Annotated in this window: 23 protein-coding genes and 1 tRNA gene; 11 read left to right on the plus strand and 13 right to left on the minus strand. The window is 71.7% G+C overall.

Going from position 1 to position 21,323, the window contains the following annotated elements; genetic code table 11:
* Positions 1–70 precede the first annotated feature (70 nt).
* From V4Y03_RS13440 to V4Y03_RS13455, 4 genes are all read left to right on the plus strand, one after another.
* Positions 71–1,294: a helix-turn-helix transcriptional regulator gene (locus tag V4Y03_RS13440; RefSeq protein WP_332435072.1), complete on the plus strand. Its 1,224-nt coding sequence runs from the start codon at positions 71–73 to the stop codon at positions 1,292–1,294.
* Between the two features lie 117 nt (positions 1,295–1,411).
* Complete coding sequence (locus tag V4Y03_RS13445; RefSeq protein WP_332435073.1) at positions 1,412–1,858, plus strand: DUF6415 family natural product biosynthesis protein; 447 nt, start codon at positions 1,412–1,414, stop codon at positions 1,856–1,858.
* A gap of 144 nt (positions 1,859–2,002) precedes the next feature.
* Positions 2,003–2,410: a hypothetical protein gene (locus V4Y03_RS13450; RefSeq protein WP_332435074.1), complete on the plus strand. Its 408-nt coding sequence runs from the start codon at positions 2,003–2,005 to the stop codon at positions 2,408–2,410.
* Positions 2,411–2,821: 411 nt separating this feature from the next.
* Positions 2,822–3,301, plus strand: coding sequence for a GNAT family N-acetyltransferase (locus V4Y03_RS13455; RefSeq protein ID WP_332435075.1), 480 nt, complete (start codon positions 2,822–2,824; stop codon positions 3,299–3,301).
* Between the two features lie 4 nt (positions 3,302–3,305).
* Here V4Y03_RS13455 and V4Y03_RS13460 read toward each other — a convergent pair whose 3' ends face one another.
* The 8 genes from V4Y03_RS13460 to galU form a co-directional block, all read right to left on the minus strand.
* A complete protein-coding gene (locus V4Y03_RS13460; RefSeq protein ID WP_332435076.1) occupies positions 3,306–4,334 on the minus strand; it encodes a hypothetical protein in 1,029 nt (342 codons plus the stop codon).
* A 255-nt stretch (positions 4,335–4,589) separates the two neighbouring features.
* Positions 4,590–4,663, minus strand: a tRNA-Ala gene (locus V4Y03_RS13465).
* Positions 4,664–4,748: 85 nt separating this feature from the next.
* Positions 4,749–5,807 carry a divisome protein SepX/GlpR gene (gene sepX, locus V4Y03_RS13470; RefSeq protein ID WP_332435077.1) on the minus strand — a complete coding sequence of 353 codons (1,059 nt, stop codon included), beginning with the start codon at positions 5,805–5,807 and terminating at the stop codon, positions 4,749–4,751.
* Positions 5,808–5,944: 137 nt separating this feature from the next.
* Positions 5,945–6,556, minus strand: a complete 612-nt coding sequence (locus V4Y03_RS13475) for a GNAT family N-acetyltransferase (protein ID WP_317878803.1) — start codon at positions 6,554–6,556, stop codon at positions 5,945–5,947.
* Positions 6,553–7,113, minus strand: a complete 561-nt coding sequence (locus tag V4Y03_RS13480; protein ID WP_443079872.1) for a MogA/MoaB family molybdenum cofactor biosynthesis protein — start codon at positions 7,111–7,113, stop codon at positions 6,553–6,555. Before V4Y03_RS13480 ends, V4Y03_RS13475 begins: the two co-directional genes overlap by 4 nt.
* Positions 7,114–7,127: 14 nt before the next feature.
* Complete coding sequence (gene moaC, locus V4Y03_RS13485; protein WP_056554365.1) at positions 7,128–7,613, minus strand: cyclic pyranopterin monophosphate synthase MoaC; 486 nt, start codon at positions 7,611–7,613, stop codon at positions 7,128–7,130.
* A gap of 57 nt (positions 7,614–7,670) precedes the next feature.
* A complete protein-coding gene (glp, locus tag V4Y03_RS13490) occupies positions 7,671–8,939 on the minus strand; it encodes a molybdotransferase-like divisome protein Glp (protein ID WP_332437171.1) in 1,269 nt (422 codons plus the stop codon).
* Positions 8,940–9,039: 100 nt separating this feature from the next.
* Positions 9,040–9,951, minus strand: coding sequence for a UTP--glucose-1-phosphate uridylyltransferase GalU (galU, locus tag V4Y03_RS13495; RefSeq protein ID WP_317877011.1), 912 nt, complete (start codon positions 9,949–9,951; stop codon positions 9,040–9,042).
* 104 nt (positions 9,952–10,055) lie between these two features.
* Here galU and V4Y03_RS13500 point away from each other — a divergent pair, with 104 nt between their 5' ends.
* Positions 10,056–10,661, plus strand: coding sequence for a 5-formyltetrahydrofolate cyclo-ligase (locus V4Y03_RS13500; RefSeq protein ID WP_317877012.1), 606 nt, complete (start codon positions 10,056–10,058; stop codon positions 10,659–10,661).
* Here the strand turns inward: V4Y03_RS13500 and V4Y03_RS13505 are convergent.
* Entirely contained in the window at positions 10,651–13,380 is a 2,730-nt protein-coding gene (locus V4Y03_RS13505) for a penicillin acylase family protein (RefSeq protein WP_332435078.1), read from the minus strand. The two genes, V4Y03_RS13500 and V4Y03_RS13505, sit on opposite strands and share 11 nt — an antisense overlap.
* Positions 13,381–13,639: 259 nt before the next feature.
* Between V4Y03_RS13505 and V4Y03_RS13510 the strand changes: the two genes are divergently transcribed.
* The 6 genes from V4Y03_RS13510 to mscL all read left to right on the plus strand — a co-directional run bounded on the left by V4Y03_RS13510 (position 13,640) and on the right by mscL (position 19,350).
* A complete protein-coding gene (locus tag V4Y03_RS13510) occupies positions 13,640–15,163 on the plus strand; it encodes a potassium/proton antiporter (RefSeq protein ID WP_317877014.1) in 1,524 nt (507 codons plus the stop codon).
* A 251-nt stretch (positions 15,164–15,414) separates the two neighbouring features.
* Positions 15,415–16,686, plus strand: a complete 1,272-nt coding sequence (locus tag V4Y03_RS13515) for an MFS transporter (RefSeq protein WP_317877015.1) — start codon at positions 15,415–15,417, stop codon at positions 16,684–16,686.
* Positions 16,687–16,754: 68 nt separating this feature from the next.
* The gene (locus V4Y03_RS13520; protein ID WP_317877016.1) at positions 16,755–17,102 is read left to right on the plus strand and encodes an FmdB family zinc ribbon protein; all 348 of its coding nucleotides are present in this window, start codon (positions 16,755–16,757) and stop codon (positions 17,100–17,102) included.
* A 90-nt stretch (positions 17,103–17,192) separates the two neighbouring features.
* A complete protein-coding gene (locus V4Y03_RS13525; RefSeq protein WP_317877017.1) occupies positions 17,193–18,038 on the plus strand; it encodes an S-methyl-5'-thioadenosine phosphorylase in 846 nt (281 codons plus the stop codon).
* Positions 18,039–18,228: 190 nt separating this feature from the next.
* On the plus strand, positions 18,229–18,717 hold the full coding sequence (locus V4Y03_RS13530) for a hypothetical protein (protein WP_332435080.1): 489 nt from the start codon (positions 18,229–18,231) through the stop codon (positions 18,715–18,717).
* 114 nt (positions 18,718–18,831) lie between these two features.
* Positions 18,832–19,350: a large conductance mechanosensitive channel protein MscL gene (mscL, locus tag V4Y03_RS13535; RefSeq protein WP_317876110.1), complete on the plus strand. Its 519-nt coding sequence runs from the start codon at positions 18,832–18,834 to the stop codon at positions 19,348–19,350.
* A gap of 19 nt (positions 19,351–19,369) precedes the next feature.
* Here the strand turns inward: mscL and V4Y03_RS13540 are convergent, their stop codons facing one another.
* The 4 genes from V4Y03_RS13540 to V4Y03_RS13555 are packed head-to-tail and all read right to left on the minus strand — an operon-like array spanning position 19,370 to position 21,320.
* Entirely contained in the window at positions 19,370–19,591 is a 222-nt protein-coding gene (locus V4Y03_RS13540) for a hypothetical protein (protein WP_317876109.1), read from the minus strand.
* Between the two features lie 54 nt (positions 19,592–19,645).
* The gene (locus V4Y03_RS13545) at positions 19,646–20,098 is read right to left on the minus strand and encodes a hypothetical protein (RefSeq protein WP_332435082.1); all 453 of its coding nucleotides are present in this window, start codon (positions 20,096–20,098) and stop codon (positions 19,646–19,648) included.
* Positions 20,095–20,724 (minus strand): QcrA and Rieske domain-containing protein, encoded by a 630-nt coding sequence (locus tag V4Y03_RS13550; RefSeq protein WP_317876107.1) that lies wholly within the window; start codon positions 20,722–20,724, stop codon positions 20,095–20,097. The genes V4Y03_RS13545 and V4Y03_RS13550 overlap by 4 nt, the downstream gene beginning before the upstream one ends.
* Positions 20,721–21,320: a 4Fe-4S dicluster domain-containing protein gene (locus V4Y03_RS13555; RefSeq protein ID WP_056554403.1), complete on the minus strand. Its 600-nt coding sequence runs from the start codon at positions 21,318–21,320 to the stop codon at positions 20,721–20,723. Before V4Y03_RS13555 ends, V4Y03_RS13550 begins: the two co-directional genes overlap by 4 nt.
* Positions 21,321–21,323: the final 3 nt, after the last annotated feature.

Below are 21,323 nucleotides of genomic sequence, written 5' to 3' on the forward strand. Positions count from 1 at the left end.
TTCGTCGTTTCCCCGTTGTAGTCGGGGAGTAGCGTTCTGAGTGTCTAGGTCAGAACGGACGGAGCCCAGTATGCCCGAGCAGCACAGCCCCGCACTCGCCCCTGAGACATTTGCCCAGCGCGCCCGGATGGCCCGTGACAGAGCGGGCCTGCCCCGCCCCGTCGCCGGTGGCCTGGTCGGCCGCTCCGCCGAGTGGGTCAAGGGCATCGAGACCGGCGCGATCGGAATGCCCCGTCTGCCCATGCTCATCCGCCTCGCCACCGTCTACGAATGCGACATCGCCGACCTCACGGGAGACGACCGCATCGCAGCCGCCACCTACACCAAGGCCGCGCACCCCGACCTTCCAGCGATCAAGCGGGCCCTCACCACCTACCGCCTCACCCCAGGCAACACCGAGCCGGAGTCCGCAGCCGCGCTGAGCGCCCGCGTCCGGCAGGCCTGGAAGCTCTGGCACGGCACGGGCGACCACCGCTCACGCGTGGCGGCGCTCCTACCCGACCTGCTCGCCGACACCCAGCACTCTTCCCGCGTCCTCGAAGGCGCCGACCGGCGTCGGGCACTCATCACCCAGGGGCAGGCCTACCACCTTGCGCAGTTGTTCCTGTCGTTCCAGCCAGCGCCCGACCTCGTCATGCTGACCGGCGACCGATCCATGACCGCAGCGCAGGACGCCGACAGCCCTCGCGCGATGGCCGGCGCCGCCTGGTACGTGAACCACGTCCACCGCGACGCCAACGACGCGGCGGAGGCACGCGTTGAGCTGGCGGAGCAGGCATCCGCCCTGCTCCGCCAGGACGACGAAGAGGACCTGGCGCGCTGGGGACTCCTGCAACTGGCCGTCGCACTCAGCTACGCCAAAATCGGCCGCGAGGGCCAGGCCTGGCGATACTGGGACCGCGCGAACGACGCCGCCCGCCGCCTCGGCTCCGACTACGCCCACCCCTGGCTGATCTTCGGGCAGGGCGTCGTCGACGCCTACGCACTCACCATGCACAACGACCTGATGCAGCCCGGCAAGGCACTCGAAGTCGCCCTCGCCCTCGACGTCGGAAGCATCCCGTCCGCCACCCGCCGCTCATACCACCTGATCGAGACCGCCCGCGCTCACGGCATGAAGGACGAGGGAGTCGCAGCGGTCGCCCTCCTACAGAAAGCGCACCGCGAGTCACCCGAGACCATCCGGTTCAACATGCACACCCGCATGGTGCTGCCCGAGCTGGCCAAGACCGGCCCCCGCATGGTCCGCGAGGACGCCCACGCGCTCGCCCTCGACCTCGGCGTCCCGGTGTGATCGTTTAAGGGGTAGGAACCGTACCCCTCAGCAAGGGGGTAGGGACCCTACCTCCCGTCAGTTCCGCGTGCGCCTACCGTCGCAGTACCAGCAGCCCAGCGACGGTGGGAGCAGCCGATGCCCGAACAGTCCGAGCACACCCGAGCGGCCGAGGATCTCGTCGGGTTCCTCCAGATCGCCACGACTGTTGAGGAGCGCGCCGAGGACGCCGCCCTTGCCACCATCCGCCGGGCCCTCACGATGCAGCAGAGCCTCGACGCCCTGGAGCTCGCGCGGCTGACGGACGACCTCTTGACGCACTGCGCGAGCCTCGCTGTCGGCGTCGAGACCATCCCCGAGCACGAGCGTCCGACGCGCGGGCAGGGCGCCCTGAGGGACTGGGCCCAGCTCAAGGCCGACGGGCCCGGCAACGGGCCCCTCGGCACGTGGTCCTACACCCGGCAGCTCGCCACGGTCGCGCGCAACATGGTCACCGCGATCCGCGATCACCGCGCGGCAACGGAGGCCCGCGCCCCGTACGTCGGCCGGCGCGAGCTGCCCCCGCTCACTCCGACCGCCCTGTGAGGGAGTGGCACCGGCAGGCGATCTACTGCGTGATCGTCCTCGGCATGCTCGCCGCGCTCTGTCTCGGCATCACCACCTGACGCCCTCGGCACCCGCTCCCGGTCCATAGGATGGGCGGGCCGCCACGAGAGGAAATGATCACAAATGCGCCCCCAGCGATTCACCGACTACGTCCTCGACCTCGCCAAGAACGCGCCCAGCGCGACCCGCGTGCAGACCCTCGCCGAGGTCGGGGACGCCCAGCGGCCGTTCGGCCTGGCCATCACGACGGCGAACGGCGAGACCCGGTGGCAGTTCGTGGGGCAGCTCCCGGACGGGGAGAAGCACACGGGCTTCACCGATCAGCCGGTGACGGGTACTCCGGCGCCGACGCTGGGCGACCCGGCCGCCGCCGACTCCCCCGAGGCGTGGCTCGCGGCCGTCCTCGCCGGGGCCGAGTGCCCGGAGATCTCTGCCATCGGCCGGTGGTCCACCAGCTCCGAGACGGGCGCGCAGCGTGGCATCACCGTCGACTTCCACGACGGCTCGCGGATCTTCGCGCGCCAGCTCTAGTCCCTCCCCGGCATCGCCCGGGGAGTGCACATCGCACCACCGTCAGCACCACCTATCTCAGGAGGACTGCACTGTGAGTAAGCGATTCGACCCCGGTATGTGTGAGGGAAACTGCCCCGTCTGCGGCGCCGGCGTGGGCGCCTCGACCGGCCAACCGACCACCATGCACCAACGCGGCGGCACCGGCACCGAGACCTGCCCCGGCAGCGGCCAGCCCGCCCTGTAGCGGCACGGCCCCGGCCGGACCGTTTGATCCGTACGCACGGCGGCCCCGCTTCCCGATTGGGAGGCGGGGCCGCTGCGTTTCCACAGGTCAAAGGCGGGATGTTTTGCACACGCTGTTGCTGGTCACAGTGAGCATCCCGGGAGAATACCGACACCCGATGTCCGCATACATGTACGATACATCGCATGCACATCCAGTCGACGCCCTACGACCACCCCGACGCCGTCGCCCTCGACGCCGCCGTCCAGGCGGAGTACGCCGCCCGCTACGGCGACGAGGGCGATGTCACACCGCTGGCCGCCTGGATGTTCTCCCCGCCCCAGGGCCTGTACCTGCTCGCGTACGACCCCGCGGGCCGCCCCGTCGCCACCGGCGGCTGGCGCACCCAGGACAAGAACGACGAGGGCTACGACAACGGCGACGCCGAACTCAAGCGCATGTACGTCACCCCCGAGGCCCGCGGCCTCGGCCTGGCCCGCCGCGTCCTGGCCGCCCTGGAATCCGACGCCCGCGCCGCCGGCCGCGTCCGCATGGTCCTGGAGACGGGCACGGCCCAGCCGGAGGCGATAGCCCTCTACCTCTCCAGCGGCTACGAACCCTGCGCCAAGTTCGGCCACTACCGCGACTACCCCACGAGCCGCTGCTTCGCGAAGCCGCTGGTCTGAGGCGTCACCGCAGGATCTCCCGCCAGACGTCGAGCAGGACGGCCTCGTCCTTGTAGTTCCGCCGGCTCCCCCGGACCCGGCGGACGGCCTCGTAGCGCCGGACGAGTTCCTCCGCCACCTGCCGCACGACGGCCGGCAGCTGGTGCCTGATCACCGTCTGCCAGTCGTAGCGGGAGCGCTGCTCGTCGTGCAGGATCCCCACGGGCAGCAGCCGCTGACAGGCCACCCGGCAGACGAGGTCGGGCGCGTAGACGATCAGGTGCCCCGCTCCGGCCTTCTGCCGCGCGGGCATCTCCCGCAGCGCGCCGTGGGCCGCCCGGTACGCCTCGACGGCCCGCACGACGCCGAGCGGGCTCATCCCCTCGGGGAAGACCCCGCGGTAGAGCTCCGATCCGATGCCTCCCCAGAGCCTGTCCAGGCCCTCGTCCGTCGCCGCCAGGTGCACGGCGTCCACATCGTCACGGGGCGCCAGACAGGCGAGCGCCCGGGTGACCTCCGGCATGGGGAAGGGCTTGCGGTGCGGCCCCACGGAGGCACCGCGCCGAGGGTCGAAGTATCCCATCCCCTCCCAGTTGCAGGCCATCAGCGCCTGGATGCGCGGGCACCGGATCAGCCCGTCCTGCGCCGTCGGCCGGTTGACGTACCCATGGGCCGTGTCGTGCAGCATCCGCGCGACGTCCCGGTCCCGCCCGCACTGGATCTCCAGCCGTACGGTCGACCGGGCGATGTGCTCCACACCCCACTCGGCCCGGCCCGCCGCGATGATGCTCAGCCGCTGGAAGCCGTCGATGCTCTCCAGGCCGTACACCGCCAGCGAGTCCACGAACCCGCGCGGCCCCGCCGACTCGGGCACCCGCACCTCGTCCGCCCCCAGAACGACACTGCCCACCCGCCCGAACCGCTCGGGATGATCCCGCAGGGTCGCCCAGAGCTCCCGGTTGACGGGCGTGTCCCCCAGATACCCCCGCCGCGCCCCGAGCCGCCGCGCCGCGTCCGTACCCATCGCCAACGGCGCGAGGTCCGCGGCCGACACCGAGACCTCCCACCCGTGCGGAGTCTGAACGGAGTGGCGAGGCGTCAGAAAGAGAGATTCCCCCTCGGGAAACGGCCACGGCGCGGAACTGAACGAATCAACCATGCCCGGCTAACTCACGGAACCACACGGAGGTCGCGGTCCCACCCCCAGGAAATCCCCCGCGCACACCCTGGCGGGAGATCGGCGGCGCTTCCCCGGAAACGACGGAGATCCCGCCCGATCTTCCGATCGGACGGGATCTCCGTTTGTCTGTGGACCTGTGGGGATTTGAACCCCAGACCCCCTCGATGCGAACGAGGTGCGCTACCAGACTGCGCCACAGGCCCTTGCGACGTGTGAAACATTAGCACCCCGACCCGCTCAGGCAAAAATCCGTTCCTCGCAGGTCAGCCCAGGGGGGGTCGGTGGGGGTCATTCGTTGGCGGCGCGGGGGCGGTCGTCGTCCGCGTACTGGTCGAAGAGCGGGGTGCGGCCGTGGTCGTGGCTGCGGCGCGGCGGGGTGGTGCGCCGGCGCGGGGCCGGGGAGGGGGCGGGGGCCGGGTCGGCCGCCGTGGAGGAGCGGGCCGCGCTCCAGGTCTCCGGGTCCGTGATGTCGATGCCGCTGGTGGCGCGCGGGGCGACCGGCGCGGTGACGTACGTGGGCAGCGGCACCGGGACCGGGTCCCAGCTGTCGCCCCGGGCCGGGCCGCGCTCACGCTGCTGGTCCACCCACTCCGCATGGTCGGTCTGCTCGACCAGGGCCCGGCGGTCCGCCTCCTGCGGGGAGGGGGCCTCCTCGGGGGACGGTTCGGGCGTGGGGGCCGGGCGCCGGCTCTCCCGCAGCCGGGCCGCCGCCGCTTCGGCGCGCTGCCGGTCCATCACGTACACGAAGCGGCGCCGTTCCTGGACGCGCAGATGCACGATGTACGCGCTCAGCAGCAGCGCGGGGACGGCCGGCGCCCACAGGAAGGGCACGCCGCCGACGGCCGCGACGACCGCGCCGAGGGTAAACCCGGCGAAGAGGAGCGTCGTGGTCCTGCGGCGCCGAGCGAGCACCTCGCCGCGGCGGGCGCGCTCGGCCGCGGCCCCCGAGGCGGGGCGGGCCTGGGCGGAGTGCGGACCCGGGGCCTGGGCCGGCGCCTGGACCTGGGCCGGGGGCCGTTCCGGCTCCGGCGCCGGGATCTCCAGGCGCGCTTCCGTCCTGGCCGCGGGCGCGGAAAAGGCCCGGACGTCGACCGAGCTGAGATGCTCGGTCTCCACGTCCGGGTCCACGTCGGGCGTCGGACCCTCCGCCGTACGGTCCCGCTCCTTGAGCTCCTTGGCGTACCGACGCTCCATGCCCGCCCGTCCGGAAAGCAGCCGGATGGCGGTGCTGAAGCGTTCCGTCGGACGGGCTTCGTTCAGCTCGTCCTGCCTGCGGAGCCACATCGGCACCAAGTAGGCGGCCCAGGCCCCGACGATGACTGCGTAGATGAGGCCGCTGCTGCTCACGACTCACACGGTAGAGGGGTTCCGTAACACGCATCGGCCAATTGGCCCGGTGTGTCGCACGATCTGGCTGATATCACTGAACTTTTTTGTGATTGTTCAGATCGATTGACCGCCAACTACCGATTGAATTCGAACACTTATTTTATTCTTGCCCGGTGCCAGCGCCGGAGCAGCCCCTCCGGGGCCTCCTCCGCCGTCAGCGCGAAGACCAGATGGTCCCGCCAGGCGCCGTCGATGTGGAGGTAGCGGGGCCGCAGCCCCTCCTCGCGGAAGCCGAGCTTCTCCACGACCCGCCGCGAAGGTCCGTTCTCCGGGCGGATGCAGACCTCCATCCGGTGCAGACCCACCGTGCGGAAGCAGTGGTCGACGGCGAGCGCGACCGCCGTCGGCATCACCCCGCGCCCGGCGACCTCGCTGTCCACCCAGTAGCCCACGTGTCCCGAGCACATGGAGCCCCAGGTGATCCCGGCGACCGTCAACTGGCCGACGAGCCGCCCCCGGTACTCGATGACGAACGGCAGCATCCGGCCCGCGTTCGCCTCCGACCGCAGATGGCGGACCATCTGACGGTACGTGGGGCGCTGCGCGACCGGGGCGCCCGGAGGCGCCGGCGGAACCGTCGCCTCCCAGGGCCGCAGCCACTCGCGGTTGCGCCGGTTCACCTCGCGCCAGGCGGCGTGGTCGCGCATCTTTATCGGACGGAGCAGCACCTCGCCGTCGACGAGGACCACCGGCCAGGAGGGGATCACGACGGTCTCGGGTGGTCGCCGCCGCGGATCTGGTCGACGGCGTGCCGCAGGACCGGCTCCAGGACGGTCAGCCCGTCCCGTACCCCGCCCGTGGACCCCGGCAGGTTCACGATCAGCGTGCCGCCCGCGACCCCGGCGAGGCCCCGCGAGAGCGCCGCCGTGGGCACCTTCCCCCGGCCGTACGCCCGGATCGCCTCCGGGATGCCGGGGATCTCCCGGTCCAGGACCCGGCGGGTCACCTCGGGGGTCTCGTCGGTGGGCGAGATGCCCGTACCGCCGGTGGTGACGATCGCGTCGTACCCGGCGGCGATCCCGGCCCGCAGCGCGGCCTCGACCGGCGCCCCGTCCGGGACGACCTGCGGGCCGTCGACGGCGAAGCCCATCCGGGTGAGGCCCTCGGCGATCAGCGGGCCGCCCTTGTCCTCGTAGACGCCGGCCGCCGCCCGGTTGGAGGCGGTGACGACCAGCGCGGAGTACGGGGCGAGCAGGGCGCCGCCGAGGCCCGCGGCGAGCGCCGCCGGAAGGTCCTCGTGCTCGTGGTCATGGGTTCCCGACACCCGGCCCGCGCGCGTCACGATCCGCTCCGCGTCCAGTGGCCCGACTTGCCGCCCGTCTTCTCCTCCACCCGTACGTCGGAGATGACCGCGCCCTTGTCGACCGCCTTCACCATGTCGACCACGGTGAGGGCCGCCACGGAGACCGCCGTCAGGGCCTCCATCTCGACGCCCGTCCGGTCCGTGGTCCTCACCGTCGCCAGGATCTCGACCGCGTCGTCGGTGACCGCCAGGTCCAGCGTCACGCCGGAGACGGCGAGCGGGTGGCAGAGCGGGATGAGGTCCGGGGTCCGCTTGGCGCCCATGATCCCGGCGATCCGGGCGGTCGCCAGCGCGTCGCCCTTCGGGACGCCCTCACCGCGCAGCAGCTCGATCACGCGCGGCGAGACGAGGACCCGCCCGCTGGCGCTGGCGGTGCGGGACGTGACGTCCTTCGCCGATACGTCGACCATGCGGGCGGCGCCCGCCTCGTCGATGTGGGTGAGACCTTGCTGCGTGCTCATGGCCGTGACACTCCCGGTCGCTGTGTGGGACGACACCGTACCCCCACCCTCGCCCCCTCAGCCGAGGAGGACCACTTCCAGCTCGGCGCCCGGTTCCACGCTCACCGTCTCCTCCGGGACCACGAGCAGGCAGTCCGCGTGCGCGAGGGCCGCGATCAGATGGGAGCCGGCGCCGCCCACCGGGGTGACGGTGCCCGCCTCCGGGTCGTACCTCCCCCGGAGGAACTGTCTGCGCCCGGCCGGCGAGGACAGCGCCCTGTCCCCGGCCAGCTCCGCCCGCACCCGCGGCCGGTGCAGGTCCTCGACGCCCATCAGGGCGCGGATCGCGGGGCGGACGAACAGCTCGAAGGAGACGTACGAGGAGACCGGGTTGCCCGGGAGCGCGAGCAGCGGGATCTGCTCGTCCCCGACCGCGCCGAAGCCCTGCGGCTTGCCCGGCTGCATCGCCAGCTTGCGGAAGTCGACCTGCCCGTCCGCGCTCAGCGCCTCCTTCACCACGTCGTACGCGCCGACGCTCACCCCGCCCGTGGTCACGATGAGGTCCGCACGGATCAGCTGGTCCTCCACGGTGGCGCGCAGCGACTCGGCGTCGTCGGCGACCGCGCCCACCCGGTACGCGAGCGCGCCCGCGTCCCGGGCCGCCGCGGCGAGCGCGAAGCTGTTGGAGTCGTGGATCTGGCCCTCGCCCAGCGGCTCGCCGGGCTGGACCAGCTCGCTGCCCGTGGACATGACGACCACCCGGGGGCGGGGCCGCACCCGGACGGTGCCCCGCCCGATCGCGGCGAGCAGCCCGATCTGCGGGGGCCCGAGGACGGTGCCGGCCGCGAGGGCCAGCTCCCCCGCGCGGACGTCGCTGCCCTGGGCGCGGACATGGGCGCGGGCCTCGGCGGCGCGGTGCACCCGGACCTCGCCGGCCGCGCCCTCGGGGGCGGTGCTGGCGGCGGTCATGCCGGTGGCCGCGCCGCCGCCCGTACCGCCGTCGGTCCATTCGACGGGGACGACGGCCTCGGCGCCGGGCGGCAGCGGGGCGCCGGTCATGATCCGGGCGGCCTGGCCGGGGCCGACCTCGGGGAGGCCTCCGGCGCCCGCGGCGACGTCGCCGATGACGGTGAGGACGGCGGGGAACTCCTCCGTGGCACCGGCGACATCGGCGACCCGCACCGCGTACCCGTCCATGGAGCTGTTGTCGAAGGGGGGCAACGCGGCCGGCACCGTCACGTCCTCGACGAGGACGCAGCCCTGGGCGTCGAGGAGTTGCAGCTCGATGGGTTCGAGCGGGCCGACGGTCGCGAGGATGTCGGCCAGGTGCTCGTCCACCGACCACAGACCGCGCGCGGGGCCCGCGCAGGGGTCGGCGGGCTTCTCCTCGTCTCCGTGGCCGTGCTCGTGGTCGTCGTGGGACGGTGCCGTGCTGCTGCTCAAGGTGCTACATCTCCTCGCTGACGTATCTCCGGAGCCAGGCCCGGAAGTCCGGTCCCAGATCTTCACGTTCGCACGCGAGTCTGACAATGGCACGCAGATAGTCCCCGCGGTCACCGGTGTCATAGCGGCGGCCCTTGAACACGACCCCGTGCACCGGGCCGCCGATCTTCTCGTCGGAGGCGAGCTTCTGCAGGGCGTCGGTCAGCTGGATCTCGCCGCCGCGGCCCGGCTCGGTCTCCCGCAGCATCCCGAAGACGGCCGGATCCAGTACGTACCGGCCGATGATCGCGTAGTTGCTGGGCGCCTCGCCCGCGTCGGGCTTCTCGACCAGGTCCGTCACCTTCACCACGTCGGAGTCGACGGTCGCCTCGACCGCCGCGCAGCCGTACAGGTGGATCTGCGAGGGCTCGACCTCCATGAGGGCGATCACGCTGCCGCCCTCCCGCTCCTGGACCTCCACCATCCGCGCGAGCAGCGGGTCGCGCGGGTCGATGAGGTCGTCGCCGAGGAGGACCGCGAAGGGCTGGTCGCCGACGTGCGGGGCGGCGCACAGGACGGCGTGGCCGAGGCCGCGCGGGGCGCCCTGGCGGACGTAGTGCATGGTGGCGAGGTCGCTGGACTCCTGGACCTTGGAGAGGCGTTCGGCGTCGCCCTTCCGGCTCAGGGCTTCCTCCAGCTCGTAGTTCCGGTCGAAGTGGTCCTCCAGGGGACGCTTGTTCCGGCCGGTGATCATCAGCACGTCGGAGAGACCGGCCGCGACGGCCTCCTCCACGACGTACTGGATGGCCGGCTTGTCGACGACCGGCAGCATCTCCTTGGGCGTCGCCTTGGTCGCCGGGAGGAAGCGGGTGCCGAGGCCGGCGGCCGGGATGACAGCCTTGCTGATCCGGCCGAGCCTGGGAAGCGACTGATTCATGCGGTGCACCTTAGCCGTTCGAAATGAGAGGAAGATGTGCCTTTGATTAACTTCCTCCGGATAAACACAGTTACGAGAATTCCACGGATACCCATGAGGCCGTCATGACACCTGAGATGTCCGAAAAGACCGTGCTGCGCAGTCGGCTTCTGGCCGCCCGCGCCGCACTGAACGCCGATTCCCTGGCGCACACGGCCGGTTCCCTCGCCCGTCAGGGACTGGAACTGGCCGAACTTTCCCAGGCGTCCACGGTCGCCGCCTATGTGTCGGTCGGCCGCGAACCGGGCACGCGCGCGTTGCTCGACGCGCTCCACGCGCGCGGGGTGCGGGTCCTGCTCCCCGTCCTGCTCCCCGACAACGACCTGGACTGGGCCGCGTACGAGGGTCCGGGGCGGCTCGCGAAGGCCGGCCGGGGACTGCTCGAACCGCTCGGCCCCCGGCTCGGCCCCGAGGCCGTGTGCGCCGCCGACGCCGTCCTGCTGCCGGGTCTCGCGGTCGACGGGCGCGGGATGCGGCTCGGCCGCGGCGGCGGCTCGTACGACCGGGTGCTCGCCCGGCTCGCACGCGCGGGCGTGGATCCGGCCCTGGTGGTGCTCCTGTACGCGGACGAGGTGGTCGCCCGGGTCCCGGAGGAACCCCACGACCACCCCGTTCACGCGGTGGTGACCCCCGAGGGGGTCACCCGCTTCCGTCCGGCCCCTACGGCTTGAGGACCAGTGTGTCCTTCGTCGACGCGTCGACGGCCGCCTTGCCGTACGCCCAGTCGTAGAGCTCGCCCTTCGCCCAGGCGTCCGTCTGGTCGGTGTAGTTCGAGTGGAAGGCGTGCCCGGAGGCGCCGGTCAGGTTGATCCAGCGGGACCTGTCCCAGTCGCCGACGTTGACGACCATGCGCATCGAGGGCACCCAGATCACGTCGTAGCCGCCGGCCGCGTTCCAGCCGGTGGCGTCGACGGCCGCCTCGCCGCCGCCCAGGTTCCACGGGCCGCGGTTGAGGAGCTGCTGCACGACTCCGGGTCCGGCGGTGCCGAGGGTCTGGTTCTTCAGGGTCAGCTGGTGCAGCCGGCCCCAGCTCCAGGTGGAGACGTCCTTGCCGAGCTTGGCGGTCAGCTCCCAGCGCGCGTCCTTCATGGCGCGGGCGAGCAGCTGGTCACGGGTCTCGGTGGCCGGGTCCAGGCGGTTGGCGGGGGTGGTCCACCACTCGCTCTTCTCCTGCTTCAGGAGCGGGCGGACGACCTCGTACCAGCGGTCGCCGCCGTCCGGCTGCGCCGAGTCGGGGTCGCGCTCGCCGCATTCCCGTACGAGCTTGTTCTGCTCGTCGACCGGGCCGGTGGCCTCGGCCGGGCGGACGTTGATGCAGTCGCCCTCGGCGCGCAGTTCCTTGGGCAGCTTGTTGCCGAAGGACAGCTTGAGGACGTTGCGCCAGACCGCGTTGAAGTAGGCGGCGGCGGCCGAGTCGGGCTCCTGGGTGTAGTCCCAGCCCTCCAGGAGCTTCTGCGCCTCGCGGACGTACGGGTCGGAGATGTCGATCTTCAGCAGCAGCGGGTTGAGCAGGGTCGCGATCTCGCTGCGGTTGTCGGTCTGCATGGTCCGCATGTCGTCCGGCGAGATCTTTCCGCCGTCCTTGGTCTTCGACTCGATGAGGTCGTTGATCCGCTGGCTGCGCGAGCCGTAGCCCCAGTCCTTGGTGAGCAGGTCGGGGTAGGCCTTCTCGTCGATGACGGCCTGGTTGGCGGTGACGATGTAGCCGCGCTCGGGGTTGTACTCGTAGGGCAGCCGCGCGAAGGGGATGTAGCCCTTCCAGCGGTACCTGGAGTCCCATCCCGGTGCCGGCAGGGTGCCGTCGCCGGTGCCGCGCTGCGGGATCTTACCCGGGGACTGGTAGCCGATGTTGCCCTCGGTGTCGGCGTAGATCAGGTTCTGCGAGGGGACCTCGAAGTTCTTCGCGGCGGCCCGGAAGGAGTCGAAGTCCTTGGCGCGGTCGAGGGCGAAGATCGCGTCCATCGACCTGCCCGGCTGGAGGGCGGTCCACTGGAGGGAGACGCCGTAGCCGGTGCCGCGGTCGGGGGCGGCGTTGCCGACGGGGGCCTTCTGGCCGACCGTCTCCAGTTCGGAGGAGCGGTCGGAGACGAGGGGGCCGTGGCCGGTGGATCGGACGGTGATCTTCCGGTCCTCCCCGCCGGCGACCTTGATGGTCTCCTCGCGGCTGGTGAAGGGCTTGACCTTGCCGTCGACGAGGTAGCCGTCCGGGCCGATCTTCTCCAGGTAGAGGTCGGTCACATCGGCGCCGAGGTTGGTGAGACCCCAGGCAATCTTGTCGTTGTGTCCGATGATCACACCGGGCATGCCGGAAAAGGTGTAGCCCGCGACGTCGTAACGGCAGGTGGCCGAGACCGAGCGGCAGTGCAGACCCATCTGGTACCAGAGGGACGGCAGCTGGGGCGCGAGGTGCGGGTCGTTGGCGAGCAGCGGCTTGCCGGAGGTGGTGAGCTTCCCGGAGACGACCCAGGAGTTCGAGCCGATGCCGTTGCCGTTGGGGCCGAGCAGCGCCGGGATCGTGTCCAGGACCTCGGAGAGCGCCCCGAGCTGGGACTGCGCGCCGGAGCCGTCGCCCTGGGTGTCGCCGGTGGTGACCCCGTCACCCTCGTCGTCCCCGCCGCCGGCCTTCGGGTCGAACTTCCCGGTCGACTCGTCGACGGCGCCCCGGTCCATGATCGGCTGGTGCAGCGCGTACGGGTACTCCGGGTACAGCTGCTTGATCTGGCTCGCGCTCAGCCGGCTCGTCATCAGCGAGCGGTCGATCTCGTCCTGCATGTTGCCGCGCAGGTCCCACGCCATCGCCTTGAGCCAGGCCACCGAGTCCACCGGCGTCCACGGCTCGATCGCGTAGTCGTTGGTGAGGGCCAGGGCCGCGTACTCGACGGAGATGCCGGCCGGGTCCCGGTCCTTCAGATAGGCGTTGACGCCCTCCGCGTACGCCTGGAGGTACTTCTTCGTCTCCGGCGAGAGGACCGAGTCGTACTCCTGCTGCGCGACCCGGCGCCAGCCGAGCGTGCGCAGGAAGGAGTCGGTCTCGACCTGGCTCTCGCCGAACATCTCCGAGAGCCGGCCCGCGGTCACGTGCCGCCGGACGTCCATCTCGTAGAAGCGGTCCTGCGCCTGGACGTAGCCCTGGGCGCGGAACAGGTCCGTCTCGTTGTCCGCGTAGATCTGCGGAACGCCGTTCGCGTCCCGCTTCACCTCGACCTCGCCGGAGAGCCTGTCGAGCCGGATCTCGCCCGTGGTCTGCGGGAACGAGGTCCGGACGGTGCTCACACCCCAGTACCCGCCGTATCCGACGCCCGCGACCAGGGCGAGGACCAGGACGAGGAGGATCAGGCGGGCGCGCCGCCCTTTCTTCTTGGCGGGAGGCGCGGTCGTGTTGGAGGGCATCGCTGTCCTTCGAGGGGCAGGGTGGTCCTGGAGTACGGGAGCAACCTTAGGCGCAGCGTCCGGACGACCCGGACGCGGTGTCAGGAAGAGAACCGTACTGATGAGCGACGAGATGCAAAGAGCGCGTCAAGAAAGCGTTAAAGATTAGGTAAGGTAACGAAGTACCGGCCGCTGGAGGAACGATCCAGCTGCATGTGAGGGGAAGGACCGGCCACTGACTGTCCACGATCTCAACGAACTCCTGCTCATCAGCTCACTCGTGCTGCTGATCGCGGTCGCGGCCGTACGGATCTCGTCCCGGAGCGGGCTCCCCAGCCTGCTGCTCTACCTCGGCATCGGCATCGCCATAGGCCAGGACGGCATCGGCAACGTCGCCTTCGACAACGCGGAACTCACGCAGGTCATCGGCTATGCGGCCCTTGTCGTGATCCTCGCCGAGGGTGGCCTCGGCACGAAGTGGAAGGAGATCAAGCCGGCCCTTCCCGCCGCGGTCGTCCTCTCCACCGTCGGCGTCGCCGTCAGCGTGGGCATCACGGCCTCGGCCGCCCACTACCTCGTCGGCCTCGACTGGCGTCAGGCGCTCATCATCGGCGCCGTCGTCTCCTCCACCGACGCCGCCGCCGTCTTCTCCGTCCTGCGCAAGGTGCCCCTGCCGTCCCGTGTCACCGGTGTCCTGGAGGCCGAGTCCGGCTTCAACGACGCCCCCGTCGTGATCCTCGTCGTCGCCTTCTCCACCGCCGGACCCGTCGACCACTGGTACGTCCTCGTCGGCACGATCGCCCTCGAACTCGCCATCGGCGTCGCCGTCGGCCTCACCGTCGGCTTCCTCGGCGCCTATGGGCTGCGTCACATCGCGCTGCCCGCCTCCGGCCTCTACCCGATCGCCGTCATGGCCATCGCCGTCGTCGCGTACGCGGCCGGCGCCATGGCCCACGGCTCCGGATTCCTCGCCGTCTACCTGGCCTCGATGGTCCTCGGCAACGCCAAGCTGCCGCACGCGCCCGCGAACCGCGGCTTCGCCGAGGGACTCGGCTGGATCGCCCAGATCGGCATGTTCGTCCTGCTCGGCCTGCTCGTCACCCCGCACGAGCTGGGCCACGACTTCTGGCCCGCCGTCGTCATCGGCCTGGTCCTGACGATGGTCGCCCGGCCGATGGAAGTCCTGGTCAGCCTGCTGCCCTTCCGCATCCCCTGGCAGGAACAGGCCCTGATGTCCTGGGCCGGCCTGCGCGGCGCCGTCCCCATCATCCTCGCCACCATCCCGATGGTGTCGGGCATCGAGGGCAGCGAACGGATCTTCAACATCGTCTTCGTGCTCGTCGTCGTCTACACCCTCGTGCAGGGCCCGACCCTGCCCTGGCTGGCGAAGGCGCTGAAGCTCGGCGACTCCGGCGAGGCCGCCGACCTCGGCGTCGAATCCGCGCCCCTGGAACGGCTCCGCGGCCATCTCCTCTCCGTCGCCGTCCCGGAGCACTCCCGGATGCACGGCGTCGAGGTCGCCGAACTGCGCCTCCCCGCCGGAGCGGCCGTCACCCTCGTCGTGCGCGAGGACACCAGCTTCGTACCGGGCCCCGCGACCGTCCTGCGGCACGGCGACGAACTCCTCGTCGTCGCGACCGATCCGGTACGGGACGCCACCGAGCGGCGGCTGCGCGCGGTCGGCCAGGGCGGCAAGCTGGCCGGCTGGCTGGGCACCAGCGGGGCCACCGCGGCCTCGGCCCCCTCGGGCGCGGCACAGCGGTTCCACCGCCACAGCGAGCAGCACAGACGAACATCCGGTTGATCCCAGGCATCAATTCAAGGGAGGGAGCGTTTTCCCAGGCGGGAGGACGCTCCTCCCTGTACCATGAAGGCACACTTGATCGAACCAACTCTGCCTGACGCAGAGCTGGCGCGACCGTATGGCGGCCGCGGCGCCCCTCCTCAGTGGGGCCGGCCCGGTATCTACCGCAGTAACGCGCATGAGGACAGCTCTCGGCGACACCCGCACCACCGTGCCGGGGCGCGCTACCAGGCGGCAGAAAGGCCAGGACCGTGGCATCCACGGTCATCTCCGACAAGCGGCCCGGCTACGGGCAGCTCCTGCGCACCCCCGGTGCGCTGTCCTTCCTGCTCCCCGGCTTCGCCGCCCGGCAGCCCTTCGCGATGCTGACCATCGGCATCGTCCTGCTCGTCCAGCACACCACCGGCTCCTTCGGCAGCGCCGGGGCGGTCGCCGCCGCCACCGGCGTCTCGATGGCGCTGTTCGCCCCGCAGAGCGGCAAGCTCGCCGACCGCTTCGGCCAGCGGGCCGTCCTGATCCCCGGCGTCCTCGTCCACACCGCGTCCGTCTCGCTGCTCGTGGCGCTCGCGCTGGGCGGCGCCCCGCTCTGGGCCCTGTTCCTCGCGGCCGTCCCGGCCGGTGCCTCGGTGCCGCAGGTCGGGCCGATGGTCCGGGCCCGCTGGGCCGCCAAGCTCGACGGCACCCCGCTGATGCCGACGGCCGCCGCCTTCGAGTCCGTGACCGACGAGTTCACCTTCGTCGTCGGCCCGGTCCTCGCCACCGCCCTGTGCACCGGCGTCCACCCGGCCGCCGGCCTGATCGCCGAGGCCGCCCTCACCCTCGTCGGCGGGCTCTTCTTCGCCGCCCAGCGCGCCACCCAGCCCGCGTTCGGCGCCTCCTCGGCCCACGCCGCCGAACCCCACCGCTCGGCGCTCTCCATCCCCGGCGTCCGGGTCCTGATCGTCGCCTTCCTCGGCATCGGCTCCGTCTTCGGCGGCATGCAGGTCTCCCTCACCGCCTTCACCGCGGAGATCGGCAACCCCGGCGCCAACGGCCTGCTCTACGGCGTCTTCGCCGCGGGCAACATGCTCGCGGGCATCGCCATGGGCGCCGTCGCCTGGAAGTCCGGCCCCCGCCGCCGGCTGATCCTCGGCTACGCCGGCCTCACCGTCGCCGCGTCCCTGCTGTGGACCGCCCACTCGGTGCTGCTCCTCGGCGCCCTGGGCCTGGTCGTGGGTCTGTTCATCGCCCCCGCCCTCATCACCGGCTACACCATCGTCGAGACCCTGATCCCGGCGTCCGCCCGTACCGAGGCCTTCACCTGGCTCACCGGCGCCGTCGCGCTCGGCCAGGCCGCGGCCGTCACGGTGGCCGGCCGCCTCGCCGACGCCCACGGCGCGAGCACCGGATTCCTGGTCCCGATGGTGGGCACGGCGCTGGCCCTGGCCACGCTCCTGGCCCTGCGGTCGCGCCTCAGGCCGCGCGAGACGAGCCGCGTCGCGGCGCGTGGTGTCGGTCACCGCGTGCCGGTGGCGGTGGACTGATCCCGCGGAATACGTCAGTATGGATCGTCGTTAGCACTCGATGAGTGTGAGTGCCAGGAGGAAGACAAGTGCCGACCTACCAGTACCAGTGCACCGAGTGCGGCGAGGGCCTCGAGGCGGTGCAGAAGTTCACCGATGACGCGCTGACCGAGTGCCCCCAGTGCAAGGGCCGCCTGAAGAAGGTGTTCTCGGCCGTCGGCATCGTCTTCAAGGGATCCGGCTTCTACCGGAACGACAGCCGCGGCTCGTCGTCCAGCAGCTCGCCGGCCGCGTCGAAGTCCTCGACCTCGTCGGCGTCCTCTTCGGACGCGAAGCCGGCCGCTTCGAGCTCGTCGTCCGGTTCCTCTTCGACGGCGTCTTCGTCGTCGAGCGGCTCGTCGTCGTCGAGCGCGGGAAGCTCGACCTCGGCCGCCTGACCAAGGCCGGTTCCTACGGTTCTCGTACGAGGCCCCGTCGTTCGCGACGGGGCCTCGGCGTTTCCCGGTGCCCCGCATAGGGTGGCCGCCATGGCGACCCAAGACACGTACGCGGACATCGGTGTGATCGGCGGCTCCGGCTTCTACTCCTTCCTGGAGGACGTCACGGAGGTCTCCGTCGACACCCCCTACGGCAGCCCCAGCGACTCCCTCTTCCTCGGTGAGATCGCCGGCCGCCGGGTCGCCTTCCTCCCCCGCCACGGCCGCGGCCACACGGTCCCGCCGCACCGCGTCAACTACCGCGCCAACCTCTGGGCCCTGCGGTCCGTGGGGGTACGGCAGATCCTCGGGCCCTGCGCCGTGGGCGGGCTGAGCGAGGAGTACGGGCCCGGCACCCTCGTCGTCCCCGACCAGCTCGTCGACCGTACGAAGCACCGCGAGCAGACCTACTTCGACGGGGTACGCCGGGCCGACGGCGCCACACCCCGCGTCGTCCACGTCACCTTCGCCGACCCGTACTGCCCGGACGGGCGGCGGGTCGCCGTCAAGGCCGCACGGGGGCGGGGCTGGGAGCCCGTCGACGGCGGCACCATGGTCGTGATCGAGGGGCCGCGCTTCTCCACCCGGGCCGAGTCCCGGTGGCACGCGGCGGCCGGCTGGTCGGTGGTCGGCATGACCGGGCACCCCGAGGCCGTCCTCGCCCGTGAACTGGGCCTCTGCTACACCTCCCTCGCGCTCGTCACCGACCTGGACGCGGGCGCCGAGACCGGCGACGGCGTCTCCCACACCGAGGTGCTGCGGGTGTTCGGCGAGAACGTGGGCCGCCTGCGGGAGGTCCTCTTCGACGCGGTCGGCGCCCTGCCGGCGACGCTGGACCGGGACTGCCTGTGCACCCACGCGCACGACGGCTGGGATCTGGGGATCGAGCTGCCGTAAACCCCCCTGGGGGGTGAGGGAGTTGTCCACAGGCATGGGGTGGTCCCCAGGCCGGAGCGGGCAGGAGGCGGGGCCGGGAGAGTGGGAGCCGATCCCACTCCCGACCAGGACGACGGCGGCCACGATGACGACTCCTTCCCTTCCTTCTTCTCCCTCTTCCTGTCTTTCACCAGCCGGTCTTCCCTCGCCCGTGCCGGCGCCGTGCGTGGTGCCGTTCTTCGAGCCGCTACGGGTGCGGGGCACCCGGCACCGGCTGCGCAGGGCGCTGCGACGGGGCCGGCACCTGCCCGCCGTGCTGCTGGCCCTGGCGGCCGTGGCCCTGGCCGTCGGGGGCGGCGGTCCACGGCCGGAGGCCCCGGCGACCGCCGTCGCCGCTCGCGCCCGGCCGCCCGTGGTCGTCCGGCCGGTGTCGGTCCCGGTGCGGATCGCCGACGCCGCGACCGTACGGCTGCTGCGTCCCGGCGACCGGGTCGATGTGATCGCCGCTCCCAACTCGACGCTCGGCGGGGCGGGTGAGGCGCGAGTGGTCGCGACGGGCGCCCGAGTGGCCGAAGTTCCACACCCGGGTGAGACTCGTTCGGACGGAGGGGCGCTCGTCGTCCTGTCCGTGCCACGGGCGACGGCGGCGGCCCTCGCAGGTGCCGGTGTCACATCCCAACTGGCGGTGACAGTGTGCTGATTAGCACTGACGCTCTGTCAAGTCACCGTTCCGTGTGTACGGATTGGACGCCTATGCGCCCTTCACGGCCTAATGGCTCCGCACCCTGCAACACAAGCGACGAAAGGCACCTCGGTGGCCGACAAGAAGGAAAGTTTGCTGGGAGGCTTCAAGGCCTTCCTGATGCGCGGCAACGTGATCGACCTGGCGGTGGCGGTCGTCATCGGTGCCGCGTTCACGAACATCGTGAACTCGGTGGTCAAGGGCCTCATCAACCCGATCGTCGGCGCCTTCGGCACCAAGGACCTGGAGAGCTACGCGTCCTGCATCAAGGGCACGTGCAAGGTGGTCAACGGGGAGGTGCAGGGCGTCCAGCTCCAGTGGGGCCTGGTCCTCAGCGCCGTGCTGAGCTTCCTGATCACCGCGGCCGTCGTCTACTTCCTGATGGTCCTGCCGATGGCGAAGATCCTCGCGAAGCGCGCCGCGCACGACAAGGCGAAGGAGGGCGTCGCGGAGACCATGGAGATCAGCGAGCTGGAGGTGCTCAAGGAGATCCGCGACCACCTCGTCTCGCAGCGCGGACCCTCGTCGGGCACGGGAACGGGCGCCGGTTCGGGCGCGGGCGGTGGATCGGGGACGCACCCCACCTCCTGACCGGCACCCCGTGCCGGGATCAGAGGTGGTGCGGCGGCTTCTCGTCGAGGAAGCGCGCGAGGTCGGCGGCGCTGTCGCCACCGGCCGGAGGCCGCTCGCCCCATCCACGGTCCGTGTCGTCCGCGGACTGCCGATCCAGCGGATCGTCGAAGACGAGTCTCGGCTTCGGACTGTTCTCGGGGCTGGAAGTTACGCCGGGCCGCTTCGCGTCTCGCGGTCCGTGGGCGGGGGCGGTGCTCATACCTCCAGGGTACGCCGGTGGGACTGCGGGTCAGCGGGTCGCCGGGTCACCGCATCAGCGGTCCTTCGGGTCGACGACCCAGAGGCCGAGCACGACGAGGAACGACAGGACGAGGAAGCCCGCACCCCACCACGCGGTGCCGGTGTCGCCGGTCATCCACTCGTCCACCACGATGGTCAGCCCCCAGAGCTGGCCGATGACCACCGTGAGCGCCAGCGTCAGCCGGGCCGTCAGCTTGGCGGAGCGCTCGGGTTCCTGCTCCGTGCCGGCCCCGGGACCCGGCCCGGTGCGGGTGATCCGGGGGTCGCCGTATCCGCTGGTGGCGCGGATCTGCGGGTATCGCTCGCGCACGGGGCGGTTCAGGCGCGGCTGCGCGCTGCCGGGGGTGTACACGGGGCGGGGAGGAGCGGCTTCCGGGACGGCCGGAGCCGCCGCCGCTTCCGGGGTCTTGGGGGCTGCCGGGGTCGTCGGGGCTTCCGGGTCCCGGGGGAACGGGCTCTCGGTCATGTGCGCTCACTCCGCTCCGGGCCGGCGGCGCTTCGGCAGATACGGAGGGCGTCGCCCTGCTCGCGGCAGAGGCCGTCCCTGGCGCTCTCGCCCGAGCGGGCGGTGCCGATCGCCCACACGCTGCCGTCGACCTGCTCCACGAGCAGCACCTTCGGCAGGGCGCGGGGCGGGGGTCCAGCGGTGACCTCGCCGGTCCGCGCGTCGAAGATCCCCTCGTGGCAGGGGCAGTACAGCTCGCCCTCGCTGCCCCGCTCCTTGCGCCACAGCACGGCGCAGGCGAGATGGGTGCAGACGGCGGAGTAGCCGGCCAGGGTGCCGTCGTCCAGGCGAACGGCGACCGCGCGATCCCCGTCGCCGGGGTAGCGGAAGGCGAGGGACTCGCCGGGCTCGATCCGGTCGGCGACCTTCTTCGGCTCGGGCGCCCCGTCGCTGTCGCCGTGCCGGTGCAGGATGCCGGAGGCGACGGCGACACCGCCGACGGCGAGGCCGCCGGAGACGGTGGCGACGATCCGCAGGTAGTCGCGGCGGGAGGTGAGCGCGTCGGCGGCGATCCGGTCGTGGAGCGCTGCCTGTGCCGCGTCGGAGTGGGGGTCCGAGGCGGGCGGCTGGGGGTCGGTGACGCTCAACGGACATCCCTTCCATTGATCTCGACGACGGGCAGGCCGCCGGGTACCGGCCACTGGACCCGGTCGGCGGGGACGACCATCGCCACTCCGGTGGAGACGGTGGTGGTGCCGAAGGTGAAGGAGTCGGCGACCTGGACGCCGGGGCGTTCGGCCTGGAGCTCTTCGAGGGTTCCGTAGAAGAGGGCGCCGGTGGGGCAGACGGTGGCGCACATCGGGGCGAGGCCGTAGGCGGTGCGGTCGTAGCAGAGGTTGCACTTCATCTGCAGCTTCGCCTGGAGGTCGATCTTCGGTACGCCGAAGGGGCAGGCATTGACGCAGTTGGCGCAGCCGATGCAGCGGGTGGTGTCGGCCTGCTGCACGACGCCGTCGGCGGTGACGAGGATCGCGTCGGCGGGGCAGACCTCGGCGCAGGGGGCGACGGGGTCCTCGCAGTGCATGCAGACGGTCGGGAGGGAGGCGACGGAATGGCCCTCGTCGGGGTAGTCGAGGTGGATCATCGACTTGCCGCGGTGGGAGTCGCATTCGCGGCAGGCGGAGACACAGGCCTGGCAGCCGATGCAGCGGCCCGGGTCGATGAAGATCGTGCGGCCCATCATGTG

Source organism: Streptomyces sp. P9-A4, assembly GCF_036634195.1.
Taxonomy (GTDB): domain Bacteria; phylum Actinomycetota; class Actinomycetes; order Streptomycetales; family Streptomycetaceae; genus Streptomyces.

Bases quoted from the DNA above. Each gene is read 5' to 3' on its own strand.
- V4Y03_RS13505 (WP_332435078.1), bottom strand. From the start codon at position 13,380: ATGCCCTCCAACACGACCGCGCCTCCCGCCAAGAAGAAAGGGCGGCGC.
- V4Y03_RS13445 (WP_332435073.1), top strand. From the start codon at position 1,412: ATGCCCGAACAGTCCGAGCACACCCGAGCGGCCGAGGATCTCGTCGGG.
- galU (WP_317877011.1), bottom strand. From the start codon at position 9,951: ATGAATCAGTCGCTTCCCAGGCTCGGCCGGATCAGCAAGGCTGTCATC.
- V4Y03_RS13540 (WP_317876109.1), bottom strand. From the start codon at position 19,591: ATGAGCACCGCCCCCGCCCACGGACCGCGAGACGCGAAGCGGCCCGGC.
- V4Y03_RS13500 (WP_317877012.1), top strand. From the start codon at position 10,056: ATGACACCTGAGATGTCCGAAAAGACCGTGCTGCGCAGTCGGCTTCTG.
- moaC (WP_056554365.1), bottom strand. From the start codon at position 7,613: ATGAGCACGCAGCAAGGTCTCACCCACATCGACGAGGCGGGCGCCGCC.
- V4Y03_RS13525 (WP_317877017.1), top strand. From the start codon at position 17,193: ATGGCGACCCAAGACACGTACGCGGACATCGGTGTGATCGGCGGCTCC.
- V4Y03_RS13440 (WP_332435072.1), top strand. From the start codon at position 71: ATGCCCGAGCAGCACAGCCCCGCACTCGCCCCTGAGACATTTGCCCAG.
- V4Y03_RS13555 (WP_056554403.1), bottom strand. From the start codon at position 21,320: ATGATGGGCCGCACGATCTTCATCGACCCGGGCCGCTGCATCGGCTGC.
- V4Y03_RS13455 (WP_332435075.1), top strand. From the start codon at position 2,822: ATGCACATCCAGTCGACGCCCTACGACCACCCCGACGCCGTCGCCCTC.
- V4Y03_RS13450 (WP_332435074.1), top strand. From the start codon at position 2,003: ATGCGCCCCCAGCGATTCACCGACTACGTCCTCGACCTCGCCAAGAAC.
- V4Y03_RS13545 (WP_332435082.1), bottom strand. From the start codon at position 20,098: ATGACCGAGAGCCCGTTCCCCCGGGACCCGGAAGCCCCGACGACCCCG.